This is a genomic window from Bacillus sp. FSL M8-0071, assembly GCF_037975455.1.
In the GTDB taxonomy this organism is placed as follows: domain Bacteria; phylum Bacillota; class Bacilli; order Bacillales; family Bacillaceae; genus Bacillus; species Bacillus subtilis.
In genome coordinates, this window is the sequence record NZ_CP150256.1 from 1,155,551 (window position 1) to 1,170,725 (window position 15,175).

Below are 15,175 nucleotides of genomic sequence, written 5' to 3' on the forward strand. Positions count from 1 at the left end.
TGTACCTCCATTTCCTTATAATAAAAAGGGATAGAAACGATACTTCTTGTAAAAATCCGACTTAAAAAGGAGGATGATTCAAATGCCTCGCATCCTGTTTACAGTCCCGCCTTTTCCGGTATTTATCGCAGCCGGGGAAGGGGTTTTTAAGAAAGGAGAAACCCATGTGAAACGTGTATTCTCCGTGTTTGATCTGATATATGTCAAACAGGGAACGTTATATATAACGGAAAATGAAACATCGTTTTCTGTTGAAGGCGGCGAGTACATCTTGCTTTCTCCCGGTCTTGAACACTACGGGACGAAGGGCAGTGATGAAGCAACCTCCTACTATTGGCTTCACTTCGATGAACATCGATATGAATTTACGGCAAAGGGAGGCAGCAACTGGTCTGAGCTTCAGCAGGAAAAAGGGAGCTTCGAAGAGCCGGCCCGCTACGGATTGGCCTTGCCGAGAAAAGGCAAGGTGCAGCGCCCGCAGTTTATGGCGCAGCAGTTTGAAAAGCTGATCGATTACTCCGCGGAAAACTCTGATTTGCCGCTCAGAAAGCAAATCTTATTTGAGGAGCTGATGCTGCATCTTCAAAAAGAAGCGTTCCAAATACCGTCTGCGAAAGAGCGGGTTGCCTGGGAGGCGGCCCGGTACTTACAGGAGCACTATAAGGAAAAGACGACAATCAAGGATCTGTCGCTCGCCCTTCACTATCATCAGGATTATGTGAGCCGCTGCATGCAGCAGGTGCTCGGCGTAACTCCGGCACAATACACGAACCGGGTGAGAATGACGGAAGCGAAGCGTCTTTTATCCTCTACAAATGATAAAATGGGCGTTATTGCGGAAACGGTCGGAATGGAAGATCCGACATACTTTTCAAAACTCTTTAAGCAGATAGAAGGCATTTCACCAATTGAATACCGGAAAATTGTCAGCCGGAAAGTTCAATAACCAGACGAGGGATGAACATGAAAACAACAATTTACGATGTGGCAAAGGCGGCGGGTGTCTCGATCACAACTGTGTCGCGTGTGATTAACAATACGGGGAGAATCAGCCATAAAACACGGCAGAAGGTCATGAATGTCATGAATGAAATGGCATACACGCCCAATGTCCACGCCGCGGCGTTAACGGGAAAACGAACGAATATGATTGCTCTCGTGGCGCCTGATATTTCAAATCCGTTTTACGGCGAACTGGCCAAAAGCATTGAGGAAAGAGCGGATGAGCTCGGTTTTCAAATGTTGATTTGCAGCACCGATTACGATCCGAAAAAAGAAACAAAGTATTTTTCTGTGCTGAAACAGAAAAAGGTGGATGGCATTATTTTTGCAACAGGGATTGAAAGCCATGACAGTATGTCTGCTTTGGAGGAAATCGCCAGTGAACAAATTCCGATTGCCATGATTTCTCAGGATAAGCCGCTTCTTTCGATGGATATTGTTGTGATAGATGACGATCGTGGCGGATATGAGGCTGCCAAGCATCTTCTGTCACTCGGCCACACGAACATCGCCTGCATTATCGGAGACGGGTCAACGACAGGCGAAAAAAATAGAATTAAAGGCTTCCGTCAGGCGATGGAGGAAGCGGGCGTGCCCATTGATGAATCACTTATCATCCAGACGCGGTTTTCCTTGGAAAGCGGCAAGGAAGAAGCGGGAAAATTGCTCGACAGAAACGCTCCGACTGCTATTTTTGCCTTCAACGACGTATTGGCTTGTGCCGCCATACAAGCTGCGAGAATAAGAGGCATAAAAGTGCCGGATGATCTTTCTATCATTGGTTTTGATAATACGATACTCGCAGAAATGGCGGCTCCGCCCCTGACAACCGTAGCCCAGCCGATAAAAGAGATGGGGCGGAGCGTCATCGAACTGCTGGCAGAAGCAATAGAGGGAAAACGAAAGGCGAAACAAAAAATAGTGCTCCCGCCTGAGCTTGTAGTCAGACATTCTACATCACCGCTCAACACATGAGCCCGCTAATGAGCGGGTTTTTTCATTATGACAGTTGAAGCCAAAAAAACATATTGCGTGTAAACCAAAGGCAGTGTAAAATAAAACCATCTTTTGAGAAAGCGCTTGCGCAGAATGGTAAAGCGGATAGAACCGCTGTTTTTTTAGCTGTTAAGAGAAAGCGCTTTCTCGAAGCGAGCCTGAAATGAGATAAAGGAGAGGATGGGACGTGGAACATCAAGTAAGATGTGCAGTATTGGGATTAGGAAGGCTCGGTTATTATCATGCGAAAAATCTCGTCACCAGTGTGCCGGGGGCAAAGCTGGTTAGTGTCGGTGATCCGTTAAAAGGGAGAGCGGAGCAGGTTGCCAGAGAACTCGGTATCGAAAAATGGTCAGAGGACCCGTATGAAGTGTTAGAAGATACCGGCATTGACGCTGTCATTATCGTAACGCCGACAAGCACACATGGTGATATGATCATCAAAGCTGCCGAGAACGGCAAACAGATCTTTGTTGAAAAACCGCTGACATTAAGCCTTGAGGAATCTAGAGCAGTTTCTGAAAAAGTGCAGGAGACAGGTGTCATCTGCCAAGTCGGCTTTATGAGACGGTTCGATCCCGCATACGCAGATGCCAAACGGCGGATCGACGCTGGAGAAATCGGCAAACCTATCTATTATAAAGGCTTTACGCGCGACCAAGGCGCGCCTCCTGCAGAATTTATCAAACACAGCGGTGGAATTTTTATCGACTGTTCCATCCATGACTATGATATTGCCCGTTATTTGCTAGGGGCGGAAATCACTTCTGTTTCAGGACACGGCAGGATTCTGAACAATCCGTTTATGGAGCAGTACGGTGATGTGGATCAGGCGCTGACGTATATTGAATTTGACTCCGGCGCAGCGGGGGACGTCGAGGCAAGCAGAACCTCTCCATATGGACATGACATTCGGGCGGAGGTGATCGGGACAGAGGGCAGTATTTTCATAGGAACATTGAGACATCAACATGTGACCATCCTATCGGCTAAAGGGAGCAGTTTTGATATCATTCCAGACTTTCAAACTCGTTTTCATGAAGCCTACTGCTTGGAGCTTCAGCATTTTGCCGAGTGTGTCCGGGATCGAAAAACACCGATTGTGACAGATATCGATGCGACGATCAATTTAGAAGTGGGCATCGCGGCGACCAATTCCTATAAGAGCGGCAGGCCCGTACAGCTTGATGTGAAGCGCGCTTATACAGGTATGTAAAAGCTAATGTGTTGCATTTGAGGCTTTCCGCAAAAAAAAGCAAGGACATTTTAGCCCTTGCTTTCTCTTTTCTCATATAAATAGTACATATAATCAGTAGGTACGCCTGAATGGCCCAGCTGTCTCAGCATGGCGGTTACGTTTCCTCTGTGGTAAGTGCCGTGATTGACGACATGCAGGATGGTGTCTGCATAGGTTGATTCCAGTGTACCTAGTTTCGGATGCTGCATTGTGAAGGTCTGTTCTAAGTCCGTCTGGCGGCTGAAGAAATCATGATACTGTGACTCCAGCTCGGCAGCGTGCTGTTTAATCGCTGCCATATTACCTTGCGCGGACTCTAATTTGCCTGCGCTGTCTATAATCTCTTGGTAGGCCACTCCCGAAAGAACATTCAGCCAAATGTAGTCAGCCCTGCACATATGAAGCAGCACGTCGCTGACAGAAGGAAATACGCTCTTTACTTCTTGATAGGCAGTTTCCTCCGGCAGGTTTTCGATATGGGTAAATATTTTCTTGTTTGCCCAAGAATGATAGTCATAAAACTGTTTTGCATCAGTCATCAGCATGCCCCCTTTTCTAAGAAATTCGTTTTTTTCATCTGTTTCTCCTTCAATTGCAAAAGAGTGACACCCCAAAATATCCTGCCGCTGCCCACATTACCGCTGCAGAGCATTTGTTTACGATCAGCATAAGCCTGCCGCTCGTATCTATCGTCTGAAACAACCGACCCGCTATTGCAAGGCTGATGAACCAAATCCAAGACACAGCGATGCAGGCGGCCATAAAGAGCCATTTCTCAAGCCCCGAATATTGAAGAGAGCTCGTGCCGATGACGCCGATCGTGTCCAGAATGGCATGCGGGTTTAAAAGAGAAACAGCGGCCGCAAACGCAGCTTGCTTTTTTGGTGTGAACGTATGTTTCTCGTTTTGGCTTGTGTTCGGACGGCTGTTCCAAGTCACCCAGCCCATATAGAGCAAAAATAAAAATCCGCCGGCCATCATGACTGTCTCAAACACAGGCAGCTCCTGCACAATGACAGACACGCCCGCAACGGCTAATACGATTAACAGGGTATCGCAGACTGAAGCACTGATGACAGCTGGGAGAGCCCGCCAAATATGCTTTTGCCACGCGCCTTGCTGAAAAATAAACACATTCTGCACTCCCAGCGGCAAAATTAAGCCAAACGCGAGCACAATTCCGTGAATGATTGCATTCATGCTGAAAAAGCTCCCTTCACATTTTTTTCAATCATAAGAGAGATTGTCACTAAAGTCTCCAGCCATTTGGTTGGGTTAGGAACCAGCCAAATGTATAATGTGTAAAAAAGGGGGGCATGACCTTGTCGCAATGGCAGCCAAGCCGAAAGTCGGATGTTCCGCTGCATCGGCAGATCGAACAATATATGAAAGACAAGATTCTTCACGGAGAGTGGGCTGTAGGGACGAAAATTCCCTCACAGAGAACGCTGGCCGACATGTTTCAAGTCAACCGCAGCACAGTCACAGCAGCTATAGATGAACTCACGTCTCAAGGCTTGTTAGAGGGAAGAAGAGGCGGCGGTACGAAGGTTGTAAACAGTACTTGGAGCGTGCTGGCGGCTGAGCCACCGCTTGATTGGAGCGATTACGTCCGTTCGGGCATTCATCGCGCCAATTCTTCCATCATTCAAGCTATTAATCAGAACGAACCAAGAGCGGATATCATCAGATTAGGAACTGGAGAACTATCACCGGATCTTGTGCCTGCTGACACAATTGGACGGATGTTTCAGCAAATCAATCCGGGCGCCCTGTCTTTAGGATATGAGCAGCCGAAAGGAAACCGTCAGCTGCGGGAGGCAGTGGCCGACCATTTAAAAGGAAAGAAGATCCATGTGTCACCGTCTGCAATTTTAATTGTGTCCGGTGCACTTCAGGCACTTCAGCTCATCTCAATTGGACTTTTAAAACGAGATTCTGTCATTTTGACGGAGAAGCCGTCCTACCTTCAATCCTTGCATGTATTTCAATCAGCTGGGATGCGGCTTCGCGGCTTGCCGATGGATGATGAAGGGGTCAAAGCGGGGCTTGTTTCTTCTAATCGAAAACAATATGGAGGACAGCTGCTTTACACGATTCCGTCGTTTCATAATCCGACAGGCACAGTCATGTCAGAGCAGCGAAGGAAAGAGATCATCAGCCTGTCAAAAAAAGAGCAGCTGCCCATCATTGAGGATGATGCGTACGGTGATTTATGGTTTGAAGAAAAACCTCCGCAGCCGTTGAAAGCAATGGATCATGAGGGCAATATTCTGTATCTGGGCACGTTTTCAAAAACGGTTAGCCCCGGTCTGCGAATCGGCTGGCTTGCCGGTCCGGAGCCGGTTATTGAAAGGTTGGCGGACATTAAAATGCAGACAGACTACGGATCAAGCGGCCTGTCCCAGCGGGCGGCTGCCGAGTGGCTGTCACAGGGGTATTATGAAGAGCATCTGACTTGGGTACGCAGGAAGCTTAAAGAAAGGAGAGACGCCGCCGTTCATTTTCTCGAGCGGTATGCCGGGGACATTGCCACGTGGCGGATTCCCGCAGGCGGCTTTTATATTTGGGTGACATTTCACAAAAACCTGCCTGTCAGCCGTTTCTTTTATGGATTGCTGAAACGGCAGGTGCTTGTGAATCCCGGCTACATTTATGACGGTGAAGACCGAAACAGCATCAGGCTGTCATATTCCTATGCATCTCTTGGAGATTTGGAAACTGGCATTAAAGCGGCAGCTGAAACAGCACGCCGCCTGATGATGTCCTAAGCTTTGGTTATACGATGACAGCTCCCAGTGCCCTGGCGAAGGCAATCGCGTGCTCAGGTGCGATTTTGCAGCCTTTCAATTTGTCGAGGGAGACATGAAGCTGTTCAAAACGGCACGTGCTGATGTCCATATTTTGAAGGGACGTGCCGGTAAAGCTGGCGCCTTCCAATTCGCATCCGTCAAAGTGTGTCTGCTGGAGCACCGTATTGCTGCATTCACTTTGCATAAGAGCACAGTGATCAAATCGAACTTGTTTCATATTTGAGTACGAAAATGAGCTGAAATGTCCGTGGCATTCCTCGAATGAAACATTCCGCAGCGTTGCTTCCGCCACATTCATTCCAACCATTTTTGACTGCTTAACTGAAGTTCTGTGAATGACAGCCCCGCTGAAATCGGCGTTTGATAAATCACATTTTTCAAAGATCACATCGGTCAGTTCAATATGCCGAAAAGACACATCGATAAAGACGACATTTCTGAATACCGTTTTTTCCACACAGAGTCTTTCGATATCTTCGCCGCAGATTGTACAATCTTCAAACAAATGCATGCTGATTACATCATCCTGCGTCACGGCATCATGAAAATCTGCGGTTTGCAGGTTTTCCGGTATGTTCGGTTTTTGAATTGCGATTTTATTCATGTGATGACATCCTTTGCTGCCCGAAAAACAGAGGCTTCCGGGTTCAATTTAATAGATCGTTAAGGAAATTGATACATATAGTAAATCGTGAAGAGCCTTTTCTTGGTACAGCAGCCCGCTTGTTTTGTAAGCATAAATGGAAAGCTTCCTATACGTCAAGGCGTTTACAGGCCGGGAAAGCCAAAGGGAACAGGAGGAATGCGGAATGGGGCATTACATCAAAACCGAGGAGCATGTGACACTGTTTGTAGAGGATATCGGACATGGAAGGCCGATCATCTTTTTGCACGGGTGGCCGTTGAATCATAAGATGTTTGAATATCAAATGAATGAGCTTCCGAAAAGGGGATTTCGTTTTATCGGCGTTGATTTACGGGGATATGGGCAATCTGACCGCCCTTGGGAAGGCTACGATTATGACACGATGGCCGATGATGTGAAAGCAGTCATTTATACGCTGCAGCTTGAGAATGCGATTCTTGCCGGTTTTTCAATGGGCGGCGCCATTGCAATCCGTTATATGGCAAGGCATGAAGGAGCCGATGTTGATAAGCTGATTTTACTGTCTGCGGCGGCCCCCGCGTTTACAAAACGCCCGGGTTATCCGTACGGGATGAGGAAGCAGGATATTGACGATATGATTGAATTGTTCAAAGCTGATCGGCCCAAAACACTGGCTGATTTAGGGGAACAGTTTTTTGAGAAAAAAGTGTCTCCAGAGCTTAGGCAGTGGTTTCTCAATCTGATGCTGGAGGCTTCCTCCTACGGGACGATCCACTCGGGCATCGCATTAAGAGACGAAGATCTCAGAAAGGAACTTGCTGCAATCAAGGTGCCGACGCTGATCCTGCACGGGAGAAAGGATAAAATTGCGCCGTTTGATTTTGCGAAAGAATTGAAGCGCGGTATCAAACAGTCGGAATTGGTTCCGTTTGCAAACAGCGGGCACGGAGCATTTTATGAGGAAAAAGAGAAGATCAACAGTTTAATTGCGCAGTTCTCCAACTCATAAGAAAAAACCCGACATTGATCGGGTTTTTTATATAATTCCTCTGTTTTGCAGTGCGTTAATGATGATATCAGCTCCATCGGAAATAGAGGTCTGGTCTGACTCAATGATGAAATCGGGTGAAAGCGGCGCTTCATACGGAGAATCGATCCCGGTGAAATGTTTGATCTCTCCGTTTCGCGCTTTTTTATAAAGCCCTTTTGGATCGCGCTGTTCACAAACATGCAGCGGGCACTTCACATAAATTTCGAAGAACTCACCTTTAGGAAAGAGTGCTCTAACCATGTCCCGATCCTCTCTGAATGGAGAAATAAAAGCCGTTAAAATCATTTGCCCGCTGTCGACAAACAGCTTCGCCACTTCTCCGATCCGGCGGATGTTTTCAATCCTGTCACCAGTCTGAAATCCAAGGTCTTTGTTTAAGCCGTGGCGGATATTATCACCGTCAAGCACGTAGCTCTGAATGCCCTTGCGGTAAAGCTTTTCATCGACAGCATTGGCCAGCACCGATTTTCCGGAGCCGGACAAACCTGTAAACCAAAGGACGCAGCTTTTGTGTCCGTTTAAGGACTGTCTGTCAGACTTTGAGATGGCAGCGGGATGCCAAATGATGTTCGGATTGTGTGTCATTGCAATTCCCCGCTGTTTTGCTTGATGGCAACAGGCTGTTGGTGAAGTCCCTTGATCAGCACGGCTGCGACCTCAGGCCGGCTGAATTCTTTAGGCGGCTTTTTGCCTTGGCGGAGAAGCTCTCTCACTTTTGTGCCTGATAAGTGGATGTGGTCTCTCGAGCTGTGCGGACATGTTTTGGAGGTGCCCATGTTTCCGCATTTTCGGCAATAAAAGCTGTGCTCAAAAAACAGCGGCTTGATGCCCAGCTCTTCCTCTGTGAATGATTGAAAAATATTTTGGGCGTCGTATGTTCCATAGTAGCTGCCGACACCCGCGTGATCACGGCCTACAATAAAATGGGTGCAACCGTAATTTTTTCGGACGAGTGCATGGAAAATCGCTTCCCGCGGACCTGCATAACGCATGGCGGCAGGGAAAACCGATAACATGACACGATCCTTTGGAAAATAGTGATTAAGCAAAGCCTGGTAGCTCTCCATTCTGATATCGCTTGGGATATCGTCTGACTTTGTTTCTCCGACAAGTGGGTGAAGCAGCAGACCGTCGACCGTTTCTAACGCTGTTTTTTGAATGTATTCATGCGCTCTGTGAACAGGGTTCCTGGTTTGAAAGCCGACAATCGTCTTCCAGCCGAGTTTTTGAAAGGCCGCTCTTGTTTCAGCGGGCGTTGCATAAAACTGTTCGAAAGATTTGTCAGGCAGGCGGCTGACCGTGATAGGCCCTCCGATATAGTAATCCGGGCGCGCCAGCAATTTTTTTACGCCTGGGTGGGCAGGATCGTTTGTTTTAAAAACAGACAGTGCTTCTTGTGTTTTATCAGGCTGGTATATATCGGTGACTGTGATCATGCCGTAGGTAACACCGTCTTTCACAAGCTTGACGTGATCTCCGGCAGACAGCTGTCTTGCTGTTTTTTCTCCGACAGGCAGCGTAATCGGCAGGCTCCACGGCAAGCCGTTTGCCAGCCTCATCTCTTTCACAACGGAATGATAATCTTTTTCTCCCAAAAAACCTGTTAACGGGCTGTAGCCGCCGATCGCAATAAGCTCCAGATCACTCAGTGCAAGCTGATCCAGCTCTGCTTGGCACGCGCACCCTTCAAAATGGCATGCGGGATCACAGCGGTTGATTAATACCCCTCCGTGGGGTTCGTTTCCATTCAACGTGTTCAACCTCCATTTATACGTTTCCTTGTTTTCTTTTCTGCACTTAATGAAAGTTTGACATCAGCGCCTTAACATCATTTCGATTCTCACATCAAGAACCTGCCATCCGCTATTCTTGATGCAGGCCGCATTCTGTTTTCTCCCGTCCGGCCCATCTTCCAGCCCTCTCATCGTTCGGGTCCGGGGAAGGCAGTGTACACATTTCACAGCCTATGCTCGGATAATGTTGATCGTGCAGTTTGTTATAAGGCAAATTGTGCAGGCGGATGTACGTCCAAACGTCATCCCATGTCCAGTGGATAAGCGGGCAAATTTTGATGAGCTCAAACTTCTGGTCCAGGTTTACGTATTGAATATGCTTTCTCGTTGGTGACTGATCCCGGCGCAGTCCTGAAATCCAAGCTGTCATGCCGGACAGGTGCTTTTTGAGCGGTTCGATTTTCCGCAATTGGCAGCAGAGGTTCGGGTTATGCTTCCACAGCTCTCCGCCGTACTTCGTCCCCTGTTCTGTTAAGCTCAGCTCGGGTTCGAGCATCTGGATTGCAAATCCCGGATATCGTTCTTTGACGGTCTCGATCAGCTCATATGTTTCCTGAAAATGAAGCCCGGTATCCAAAAAGATGATGTGTGCATTTTTGTTGATTTTTGATATTAAGTCGAGAAGCACCATTCCTTCTGCGCCAAAGCTGCAGGCATACACAATCTTTTCTCCGTACGTTCGGTAAGCCCATTTCAACACATCGAGCTCATCGATCAATTGATCCGTTATCCGTTTGGACAGCATGTCGTTCCATGTGTCATATGTGATGGTTTCGTTCAATGTTTTCCCCCCGTTTGCATCTGCTTTTTTTATCTATTGATCGAGTTATAGGCAGACTATTCATTTTTTGCATAAAGGTTCAGGGTTTTTAGGGGCTGCGCCCGCCTAAAATGAGGTGCGGAACCATTAAGAGCCCGGCTGAATATGCTTTTTAGCAAAATGGTTTTATGCCCAAGGAGAGGTAGTATGCCGATTGCCATTTATCAGGGGCATCATCATTCGCTTGCCCCGGCTGATATTAACATCGTCATTGATGTCATCAGAGCCTTTACGGTCGCCCATTATGCTTTTATCGGCGGGGCGAAAGAGATTTTGTTGGTCCGGACAGCTGATGAAGCCTTTGCGCTGAAAGACACCTATCCGGATTATGTATTGACGGGAGAGGAAAAGGGGGTCGGTATCAGCGGATTTGATTTAGATAATTCTCCAAAACGCATGGCGGGACAGGATATGGCGGATAAAAGCCTGATCCAGAAAACAACAAACGGCGTCACAGCAGCATTGGGGGCGCTGAACGCAAAGCATCTGTTCGTAACTGGATTTTCCAATGCCAAAACAACGGCACAGCATGTGAAAAAGCTCGCCGCAAACGATTGTGTCATAAACATAGTGGCTTCCCATCCATCCGGTGATGACGATATGGCGTGTGCGGAGTATATCAAAGGCATCATTGAAGGGACAAATGCGGTAACGGCTGCGGAGGCGATTCAAAGAATAAAAGGCTCTTCTGTTGCAGAGAAATTTTTTGACCGCCGCCAGCCATTATTTGATTCGGAGGACATCGCTTACTGTGCAAAAGAACTGACGGGCGATTTTGTGATGAAAGTGAAACAAGATGGAGAAGTTCCAACGATAGAGAGGGTCATAATATGAATGATTTTTCACTAGAATTGCCAGTGAGAACAAATAAGCCGAGAGAAACCGGGCAGTCCATTTTAATTGATAACGGCTATCCCTTGCAATTTTTCAAAGATGTCATAGCCGGAGCGTCCGACTATATTGATTTTGTGAAATTCGGCTGGGGCACATCATTACTTACGAAAGATCTTGAAGAAAAAATCAGCACACTGAAAGAACATGACATTACATTTTTCTTTGGCGGCACACTGTTTGAAAAGTACGTAAGCCAGAAAAAAGTGAATGAATTTCATCGGTACTGCACCTATTTCGGCTGTGAATATATTGAGATTTCAAACGGTACGCTCCCGATGACAAATAAAGAGAAAGCGGCTTTCATTGCCGATTTTTCTGATGAATTTCTTGTGCTCAGTGAGGTGGGCAGCAAGGATGCGGAATTAGCAAGCCGGCAAAGCTCTGAGGAATGGCTTGAATATATCGTTGAGGATATGGAAGCGGGCGCGGAAAAAGTGATTACAGAAGCCAGAGAAAGCGGAACGGGAGGAATCTGTTCCAGCAGCGGCGATGTCAGATTTCAAATTGTTGACGACATCATTTCCTCAGATATTGATATCAACAGGCTGATTTTTGAAGCGCCTAACAAAACGCTTCAGCAAGGGTTTATTCAAAAAATCGGGCCGAATGTGAATCTGGCCAATATTCCATTTCATGATGCCATCGCGTTGGAAACGCTGCGTTTAGGGCTAAGATCCGATACCTTTTTTCTGTAAAACAGCGGCTGCGGGGCTCTCGTCGTGAAGAGAGCCTCTGCCTATTATTTTTTATGGCGGTACATAGGCGTGAGATAGGGAAGAGAGGTCAGGCGGATGTTGTAGATGAAGTCGATGACTCTTGTCGATATCACCTGGCATATGAGGGCTTGAATGACGATGCCCCAGTCAATAATAGACGCGGTGACCATAAAAATGATGCAATTCATGATGAGCAGGATCGTTCCAGGATTCCCGCCGCGGTAGATAGAAATCATCAGAGCAAGGGCTCCGAATCCTCCGTTCGAAATTTTATATTTGTATAAAAGTCCGATGCCGAGTCCCAATAACACTGCGCCGCTTGCCAGATCAAGCCACAGATTAGATGTGATATCCGGAAAAACCGCATCAAAGATCAATACCGAGACAGAGGTGACGGTGATAGAAGCGAGGGTGCCGGTGAATGTTCTCATCTCCAGCCATTTTAAAGCGGTAAAAAGCATTGATACATTCACAGCCCACACTGAAAATCCGTGGGGGATTTGAAACAGATAATGCAATAGCACCGCAATACCTGCTGCACCGCCTGTTGGAATATCATGCGGAAATAAAAACAAGGACATGCCGAGTCCCTGTAGTACGCCGCCTACGACAATCATAAACGTAAGTTTTGCTTTCATCAGCAGTTCAGCCATTAAGTCATTTGCTCCTTTATGAAAAGACTTGTCCGCTGTTTTCATTTTATGAGGCTGTCCATGATTTATGTCTCAAAATAAAGAAATGGCCCAGCTTAATATGCTGAGCCATCCCACTTGTAGCGATTGACGATCTCCATATTGATCTCTGTTCCAATGCCTTTTCCTTTCGGGATGTGGGCCATTCCTTTTGAAGGCTGCAGGCTGACGAGATCTGTAAAAGGATTCTCCATGACGTCCCACTCGATCGGTTCAATGTGATCTTTCTTCATTTTAGACCATGGGGGCAGACAGGCTTGTGCAAATAAAGCATAGAGCCGTGAAAGCGATCCGTCATATGCATGGGCGGATGCTCTGACGCCGAAATAACGCGCGAGCTGGAGGCAGTCCCGAAACTCATCAATTCCGTTGACATGCATGACATCGGGCTGAATGATATCCAAACAGCGCTGTGAAAGGAGAGGCACATATTGCGCCGGGCCTTTCATGTTTTCTCCGCCGGCAACAGGAACAGACAAACGGCTTCGAATCATAGCATAATCCTGCGGCTGATCAAAGGGCAAAGGCTCCTCAAGCCAGCCAATATTCGTCCATTCGGAGAAATAGCGCTCCCATTTAAAAGCCGCAGCGGCATCGTAGCTTTGGTTTGCGTCCAGAATCATCGTAATAGAGCTGCCTGCTGTATGCTGCAGCGCATTGATGTGCCGGACATCCTCTTTGAATGAAGTCCCGCCAATTTTGACTTTGATTTGCTCAAAACCTTTTTTCAACTGGGCTTCAACATTGGAGACTGAGCGGCTGATCCATTGCGGGGAGTCTGAGTACGATTGAAAAGACGCGTACACAGGAATCTCCTCTCTGTATCGCCCGCCCCATAATTCGCAAACCGAACAATCCGCAGCTTTGGCTGCAATCTCTGTCAGCGCCATGCTTACAGCGGAGGCCGCCCGCTGGTGCCATTTTTGAATCGTGCGCACTAATGACAGGCGGCTGCCAGCCTGTTTTCCTAATAGAAATGGGATGATCCGCTTCGTAAAACCGACATGGAGAGCAGGGAGCCAATCAACGCATTCTCCCCAGCCGTCTATCCCGCTTTTGGTGATAATCCTGATGAGATAACAAGTCCGATATCGTTTAAACCCGTTGGCGTCTCCGTATGGCTTTTCTAATCGGTGCAATAGCGGAAAGGTTTCAATCCGTACAATTTTCACACTGGGTGCTACCTTTCCTCAGCGGGCTGGAGCCGATTGCCAGCCATTTTAGGGTCTTCTTTTTCTTTTGTTTCTTCATTGTTTTGCTTCACATGGATGAGCATCATCACAAGAATCCCGACAACGAGAGTCAATCCCGCGATGCTTAAAAACATGCCGGGTCTGGACCATTGCATCAGGCGGCCGAAAATCGGAGGACCGATCGCTACCCCTAAGAAACGTACAGAGCCGTACAGCGAGGTGACAAATCCCCGTCTTTCTTTACCGACAGCCCCGGTAATGAAACTGTTCACACAAGGAAGGACAAGACCTGAGCCTATACTGCTCAGTACAAGAACACTGATAAAAAGGACAAGATTTTCAATGAATGACAGTGCCGCGTAGGATACGGTCATGAACGCCAATCCAAGTACAATCAGCTTTTTCATTAACGATTGCTTTTGCCCGATTTTGCTTCCTGTTGTATAGGACGTCACACACATAACCAAAAGCGGGATCGCTAAAATTAAGCCTTTTTTCACGCCGTCGGTGTCGTATGTTTTTTCAAGAACATCTGAGAGATAAAACAGGATGCCGAATAAAGTAAACAAACAGGTCGCACCGGCTAAATAAGCGGTAAACAGCCATCTGCCTTCATGTTTAAAGACACTTAACAGCCCTTTTGCATATTTTCCGATTGGTGGCGGTTCTTTTTCCTTTTTCTTTTCTTTAATAAAAATCCAAGTCAGTACGATCGAAATGATACAAAACACAGGAAAGGCAAAAAACGCACCATACCAGACAAGCAGGGCGATCAGCGAGCCAATGATCGGCGACAGCACTTTCCCCATGCCGTTTGAAGCTTCAACAAGGCCGAGCACCTTGCTCTCCTGGGCGCCTTTAAACAGATCTCCCGTCAGTGCCATGGCAATTGGGCCGGTTCCGGCTGCCCCGATTCCCTGTAACGCTCGTCCTGCCATGACCCAAGGATAGGCATTGTCAAAAAAACCTGCCGCAAACCCGGCTAACAAACCGCCGGCACCATACAAAATTAAGCAGGGAATAATGATGACTTTCCTTGAGAATCGGTCTGCGAGATAACCGACAATCGGAATCGCAAATGCTGCAATCAAGGAAAATACTGTGATCACGAGACTGACTTGAAATTGTGATAAATGAAGTTCAGATTTCATTTTTGGCAAAATCGGAATAAGCATCGAGTTTCCTAGGGTTAATATTAAAGGGATTGAACCGATCGCTACAATCGTCATTCCGTTATTTTGTTTTGATGATTCCATCTCAGAGCACACTCCTTTTCTTCTGCTTAGAATGTCCCTGATGGCTTCGTTTATTCAGCGATCAGACAGCAAAAAACCGAACAGAAGATACCTGTTCGGGAAAAA

Annotated in this window: 15 protein-coding genes and 1 pseudogene; 7 read left to right on the forward strand and 9 right to left on the reverse strand. The window is 47.2% G+C overall.

The window, feature by feature from the left end; translation table 11 throughout:
* The first annotated feature begins 82 nt into the window (after positions 1–82).
* The 3 genes from MKX71_RS05895 to iolX all read left to right on the forward strand — a co-directional run bounded on the left by MKX71_RS05895 (position 83) and on the right by iolX (position 3,214).
* On the forward strand, positions 83–946 hold the full coding sequence (locus MKX71_RS05895; protein ID WP_003245539.1) for an AraC family transcriptional regulator: 864 nt from the start codon (positions 83–85) through the stop codon (positions 944–946).
* Positions 947–963: 17 nt separating this feature from the next.
* Positions 964–1,977, forward strand: coding sequence for a transcriptional regulator DegA (gene degA, locus MKX71_RS05900; protein WP_339231848.1), 1,014 nt, complete (start codon positions 964–966; stop codon positions 1,975–1,977).
* Positions 1,978–2,185: 208 nt separating this feature from the next.
* Positions 2,186–3,214, forward strand: coding sequence for a scyllo-inositol 2-dehydrogenase (gene iolX / locus MKX71_RS05905; protein WP_015252396.1), 1,029 nt, complete (start codon positions 2,186–2,188; stop codon positions 3,212–3,214).
* A gap of 50 nt (positions 3,215–3,264) precedes the next feature.
* On the opposite strand, the gene MKX71_RS05910 is transcribed toward iolX, so the two are convergent.
* Together MKX71_RS05910 and MKX71_RS05915 are read right to left on the reverse strand one after the other, a co-directional pair.
* Entirely contained in the window at positions 3,265–3,774 is a 510-nt protein-coding gene (locus MKX71_RS05910) for a DinB family protein (protein ID WP_064671447.1), read from the reverse strand.
* A gap of 49 nt (positions 3,775–3,823) precedes the next feature.
* Positions 3,824–4,485 (reverse strand): annotated as a pseudogene (locus tag MKX71_RS05915) (LysE/ArgO family amino acid transporter).
* Between the two features lie 66 nt (positions 4,486–4,551).
* On the opposite strand from MKX71_RS05915, the gene MKX71_RS05920 reads away from it, so the two are divergent.
* Positions 4,552–6,006, forward strand: coding sequence for a PLP-dependent aminotransferase family protein (locus tag MKX71_RS05920; protein WP_339231849.1), 1,455 nt, complete (start codon positions 4,552–4,554; stop codon positions 6,004–6,006).
* A gap of 7 nt (positions 6,007–6,013) precedes the next feature.
* On the opposite strand, the gene MKX71_RS05925 is transcribed toward MKX71_RS05920, so the two are convergent.
* Positions 6,014–6,652: a pentapeptide repeat-containing protein gene (locus tag MKX71_RS05925; protein WP_014479410.1), complete on the reverse strand. Its 639-nt coding sequence runs from the start codon at positions 6,650–6,652 to the stop codon at positions 6,014–6,016.
* A gap of 205 nt (positions 6,653–6,857) precedes the next feature.
* Here MKX71_RS05925 and MKX71_RS05930 point away from each other — a divergent pair, with 205 nt between their 5' ends.
* Positions 6,858–7,664, forward strand: a complete 807-nt coding sequence (locus MKX71_RS05930) for an alpha/beta hydrolase (RefSeq protein ID WP_339231850.1) — start codon at positions 6,858–6,860, stop codon at positions 7,662–7,664.
* Between the two features lie 27 nt (positions 7,665–7,691).
* Here the strand turns inward: MKX71_RS05930 and cysC are convergent, their stop codons facing one another.
* The 3 genes from cysC to MKX71_RS05945 all read right to left on the reverse strand — a co-directional run bounded on the left by cysC (position 7,692) and on the right by MKX71_RS05945 (position 10,280).
* Positions 7,692–8,291, reverse strand: a complete 600-nt coding sequence (cysC, locus tag MKX71_RS05935) for an adenylyl-sulfate kinase (protein ID WP_339231851.1) — start codon at positions 8,289–8,291, stop codon at positions 7,692–7,694.
* Positions 8,288–9,457, reverse strand: coding sequence for a sulfate adenylyltransferase (sat, locus tag MKX71_RS05940; RefSeq protein ID WP_339231852.1), 1,170 nt, complete (start codon positions 9,455–9,457; stop codon positions 8,288–8,290). Before sat ends, cysC begins: the two co-directional genes overlap by 4 nt.
* A 112-nt stretch (positions 9,458–9,569) precedes the next feature.
* Positions 9,570–10,280 carry a phosphoadenylyl-sulfate reductase gene (locus MKX71_RS05945; protein ID WP_015715655.1) on the reverse strand — a complete coding sequence of 237 codons (711 nt, stop codon included), beginning with the start codon at positions 10,278–10,280 and terminating at the stop codon, positions 9,570–9,572.
* Between the two features lie 186 nt (positions 10,281–10,466).
* On the opposite strand from MKX71_RS05945, the gene MKX71_RS05950 reads away from it, so the two are divergent.
* On the forward strand, positions 10,467–11,153 hold the full coding sequence (locus MKX71_RS05950; RefSeq protein WP_339231853.1) for a 2-phosphosulfolactate phosphatase: 687 nt from the start codon (positions 10,467–10,469) through the stop codon (positions 11,151–11,153).
* Entirely contained in the window at positions 11,150–11,908 is a 759-nt protein-coding gene (locus tag MKX71_RS05955; protein WP_021479581.1) for a phosphosulfolactate synthase, read from the forward strand. The genes MKX71_RS05950 and MKX71_RS05955 overlap by 4 nt, the downstream gene beginning before the upstream one ends.
* A 44-nt stretch (positions 11,909–11,952) precedes the next feature.
* On the opposite strand, the gene MKX71_RS05960 is transcribed toward MKX71_RS05955, so the two are convergent.
* From MKX71_RS05960 to MKX71_RS05970, 3 genes are all read right to left on the reverse strand, one after another.
* A complete protein-coding gene (locus MKX71_RS05960) occupies positions 11,953–12,582 on the reverse strand; it encodes a YitT family protein (RefSeq protein WP_009966972.1) in 630 nt (209 codons plus the stop codon).
* Between the two features lie 95 nt (positions 12,583–12,677).
* The gene (locus MKX71_RS05965) at positions 12,678–13,793 is read right to left on the reverse strand and encodes a mandelate racemase/muconate lactonizing enzyme family protein (protein ID WP_339231854.1); all 1,116 of its coding nucleotides are present in this window, start codon (positions 13,791–13,793) and stop codon (positions 12,678–12,680) included.
* 8 nt (positions 13,794–13,801) lie between these two features.
* Positions 13,802–15,070 (reverse strand): MFS transporter, encoded by a 1,269-nt coding sequence (locus MKX71_RS05970; protein ID WP_003233041.1) that lies wholly within the window; start codon positions 15,068–15,070, stop codon positions 13,802–13,804.
* Positions 15,071–15,175: the final 105 nt, after the last annotated feature.

Coding starts and splice junctions, on each gene's coding strand:
- MKX71_RS05895 (WP_003245539.1), top strand. CDS start 83: ATGCCTCGCATCCTGTTTACAGTCCCGCCTTTTCCGGTATTTATCGCA.
- degA (WP_339231848.1), top strand. CDS start 964: ATGAAAACAACAATTTACGATGTGGCAAAGGCGGCGGGTGTCTCGATC.
- MKX71_RS05910 (WP_064671447.1), bottom strand. CDS start 3,774: ATGACTGATGCAAAACAGTTTTATGACTATCATTCTTGGGCAAACAAG.
- MKX71_RS05920 (WP_339231849.1), top strand. CDS start 4,552: ATGACCTTGTCGCAATGGCAGCCAAGCCGAAAGTCGGATGTTCCGCTG.
- MKX71_RS05925 (WP_014479410.1), bottom strand. CDS start 6,652: ATGAATAAAATCGCAATTCAAAAACCGAACATACCGGAAAACCTGCAA.
- MKX71_RS05930 (WP_339231850.1), top strand. CDS start 6,858: ATGGGGCATTACATCAAAACCGAGGAGCATGTGACACTGTTTGTAGAG.
- cysC (WP_339231851.1), bottom strand. CDS start 8,291: ATGACACACAATCCGAACATCATTTGGCATCCCGCTGCCATCTCAAAG.
- MKX71_RS05950 (WP_339231853.1), top strand. CDS start 10,467: ATGCCGATTGCCATTTATCAGGGGCATCATCATTCGCTTGCCCCGGCT.
- MKX71_RS05955 (WP_021479581.1), top strand. CDS start 11,150: ATGAATGATTTTTCACTAGAATTGCCAGTGAGAACAAATAAGCCGAGA.
- MKX71_RS05960 (WP_009966972.1), bottom strand. CDS start 12,582: ATGGCTGAACTGCTGATGAAAGCAAAACTTACGTTTATGATTGTCGTA.
- MKX71_RS05970 (WP_003233041.1), bottom strand. CDS start 15,070: ATGGAATCATCAAAACAAAATAACGGAATGACGATTGTAGCGATCGGT.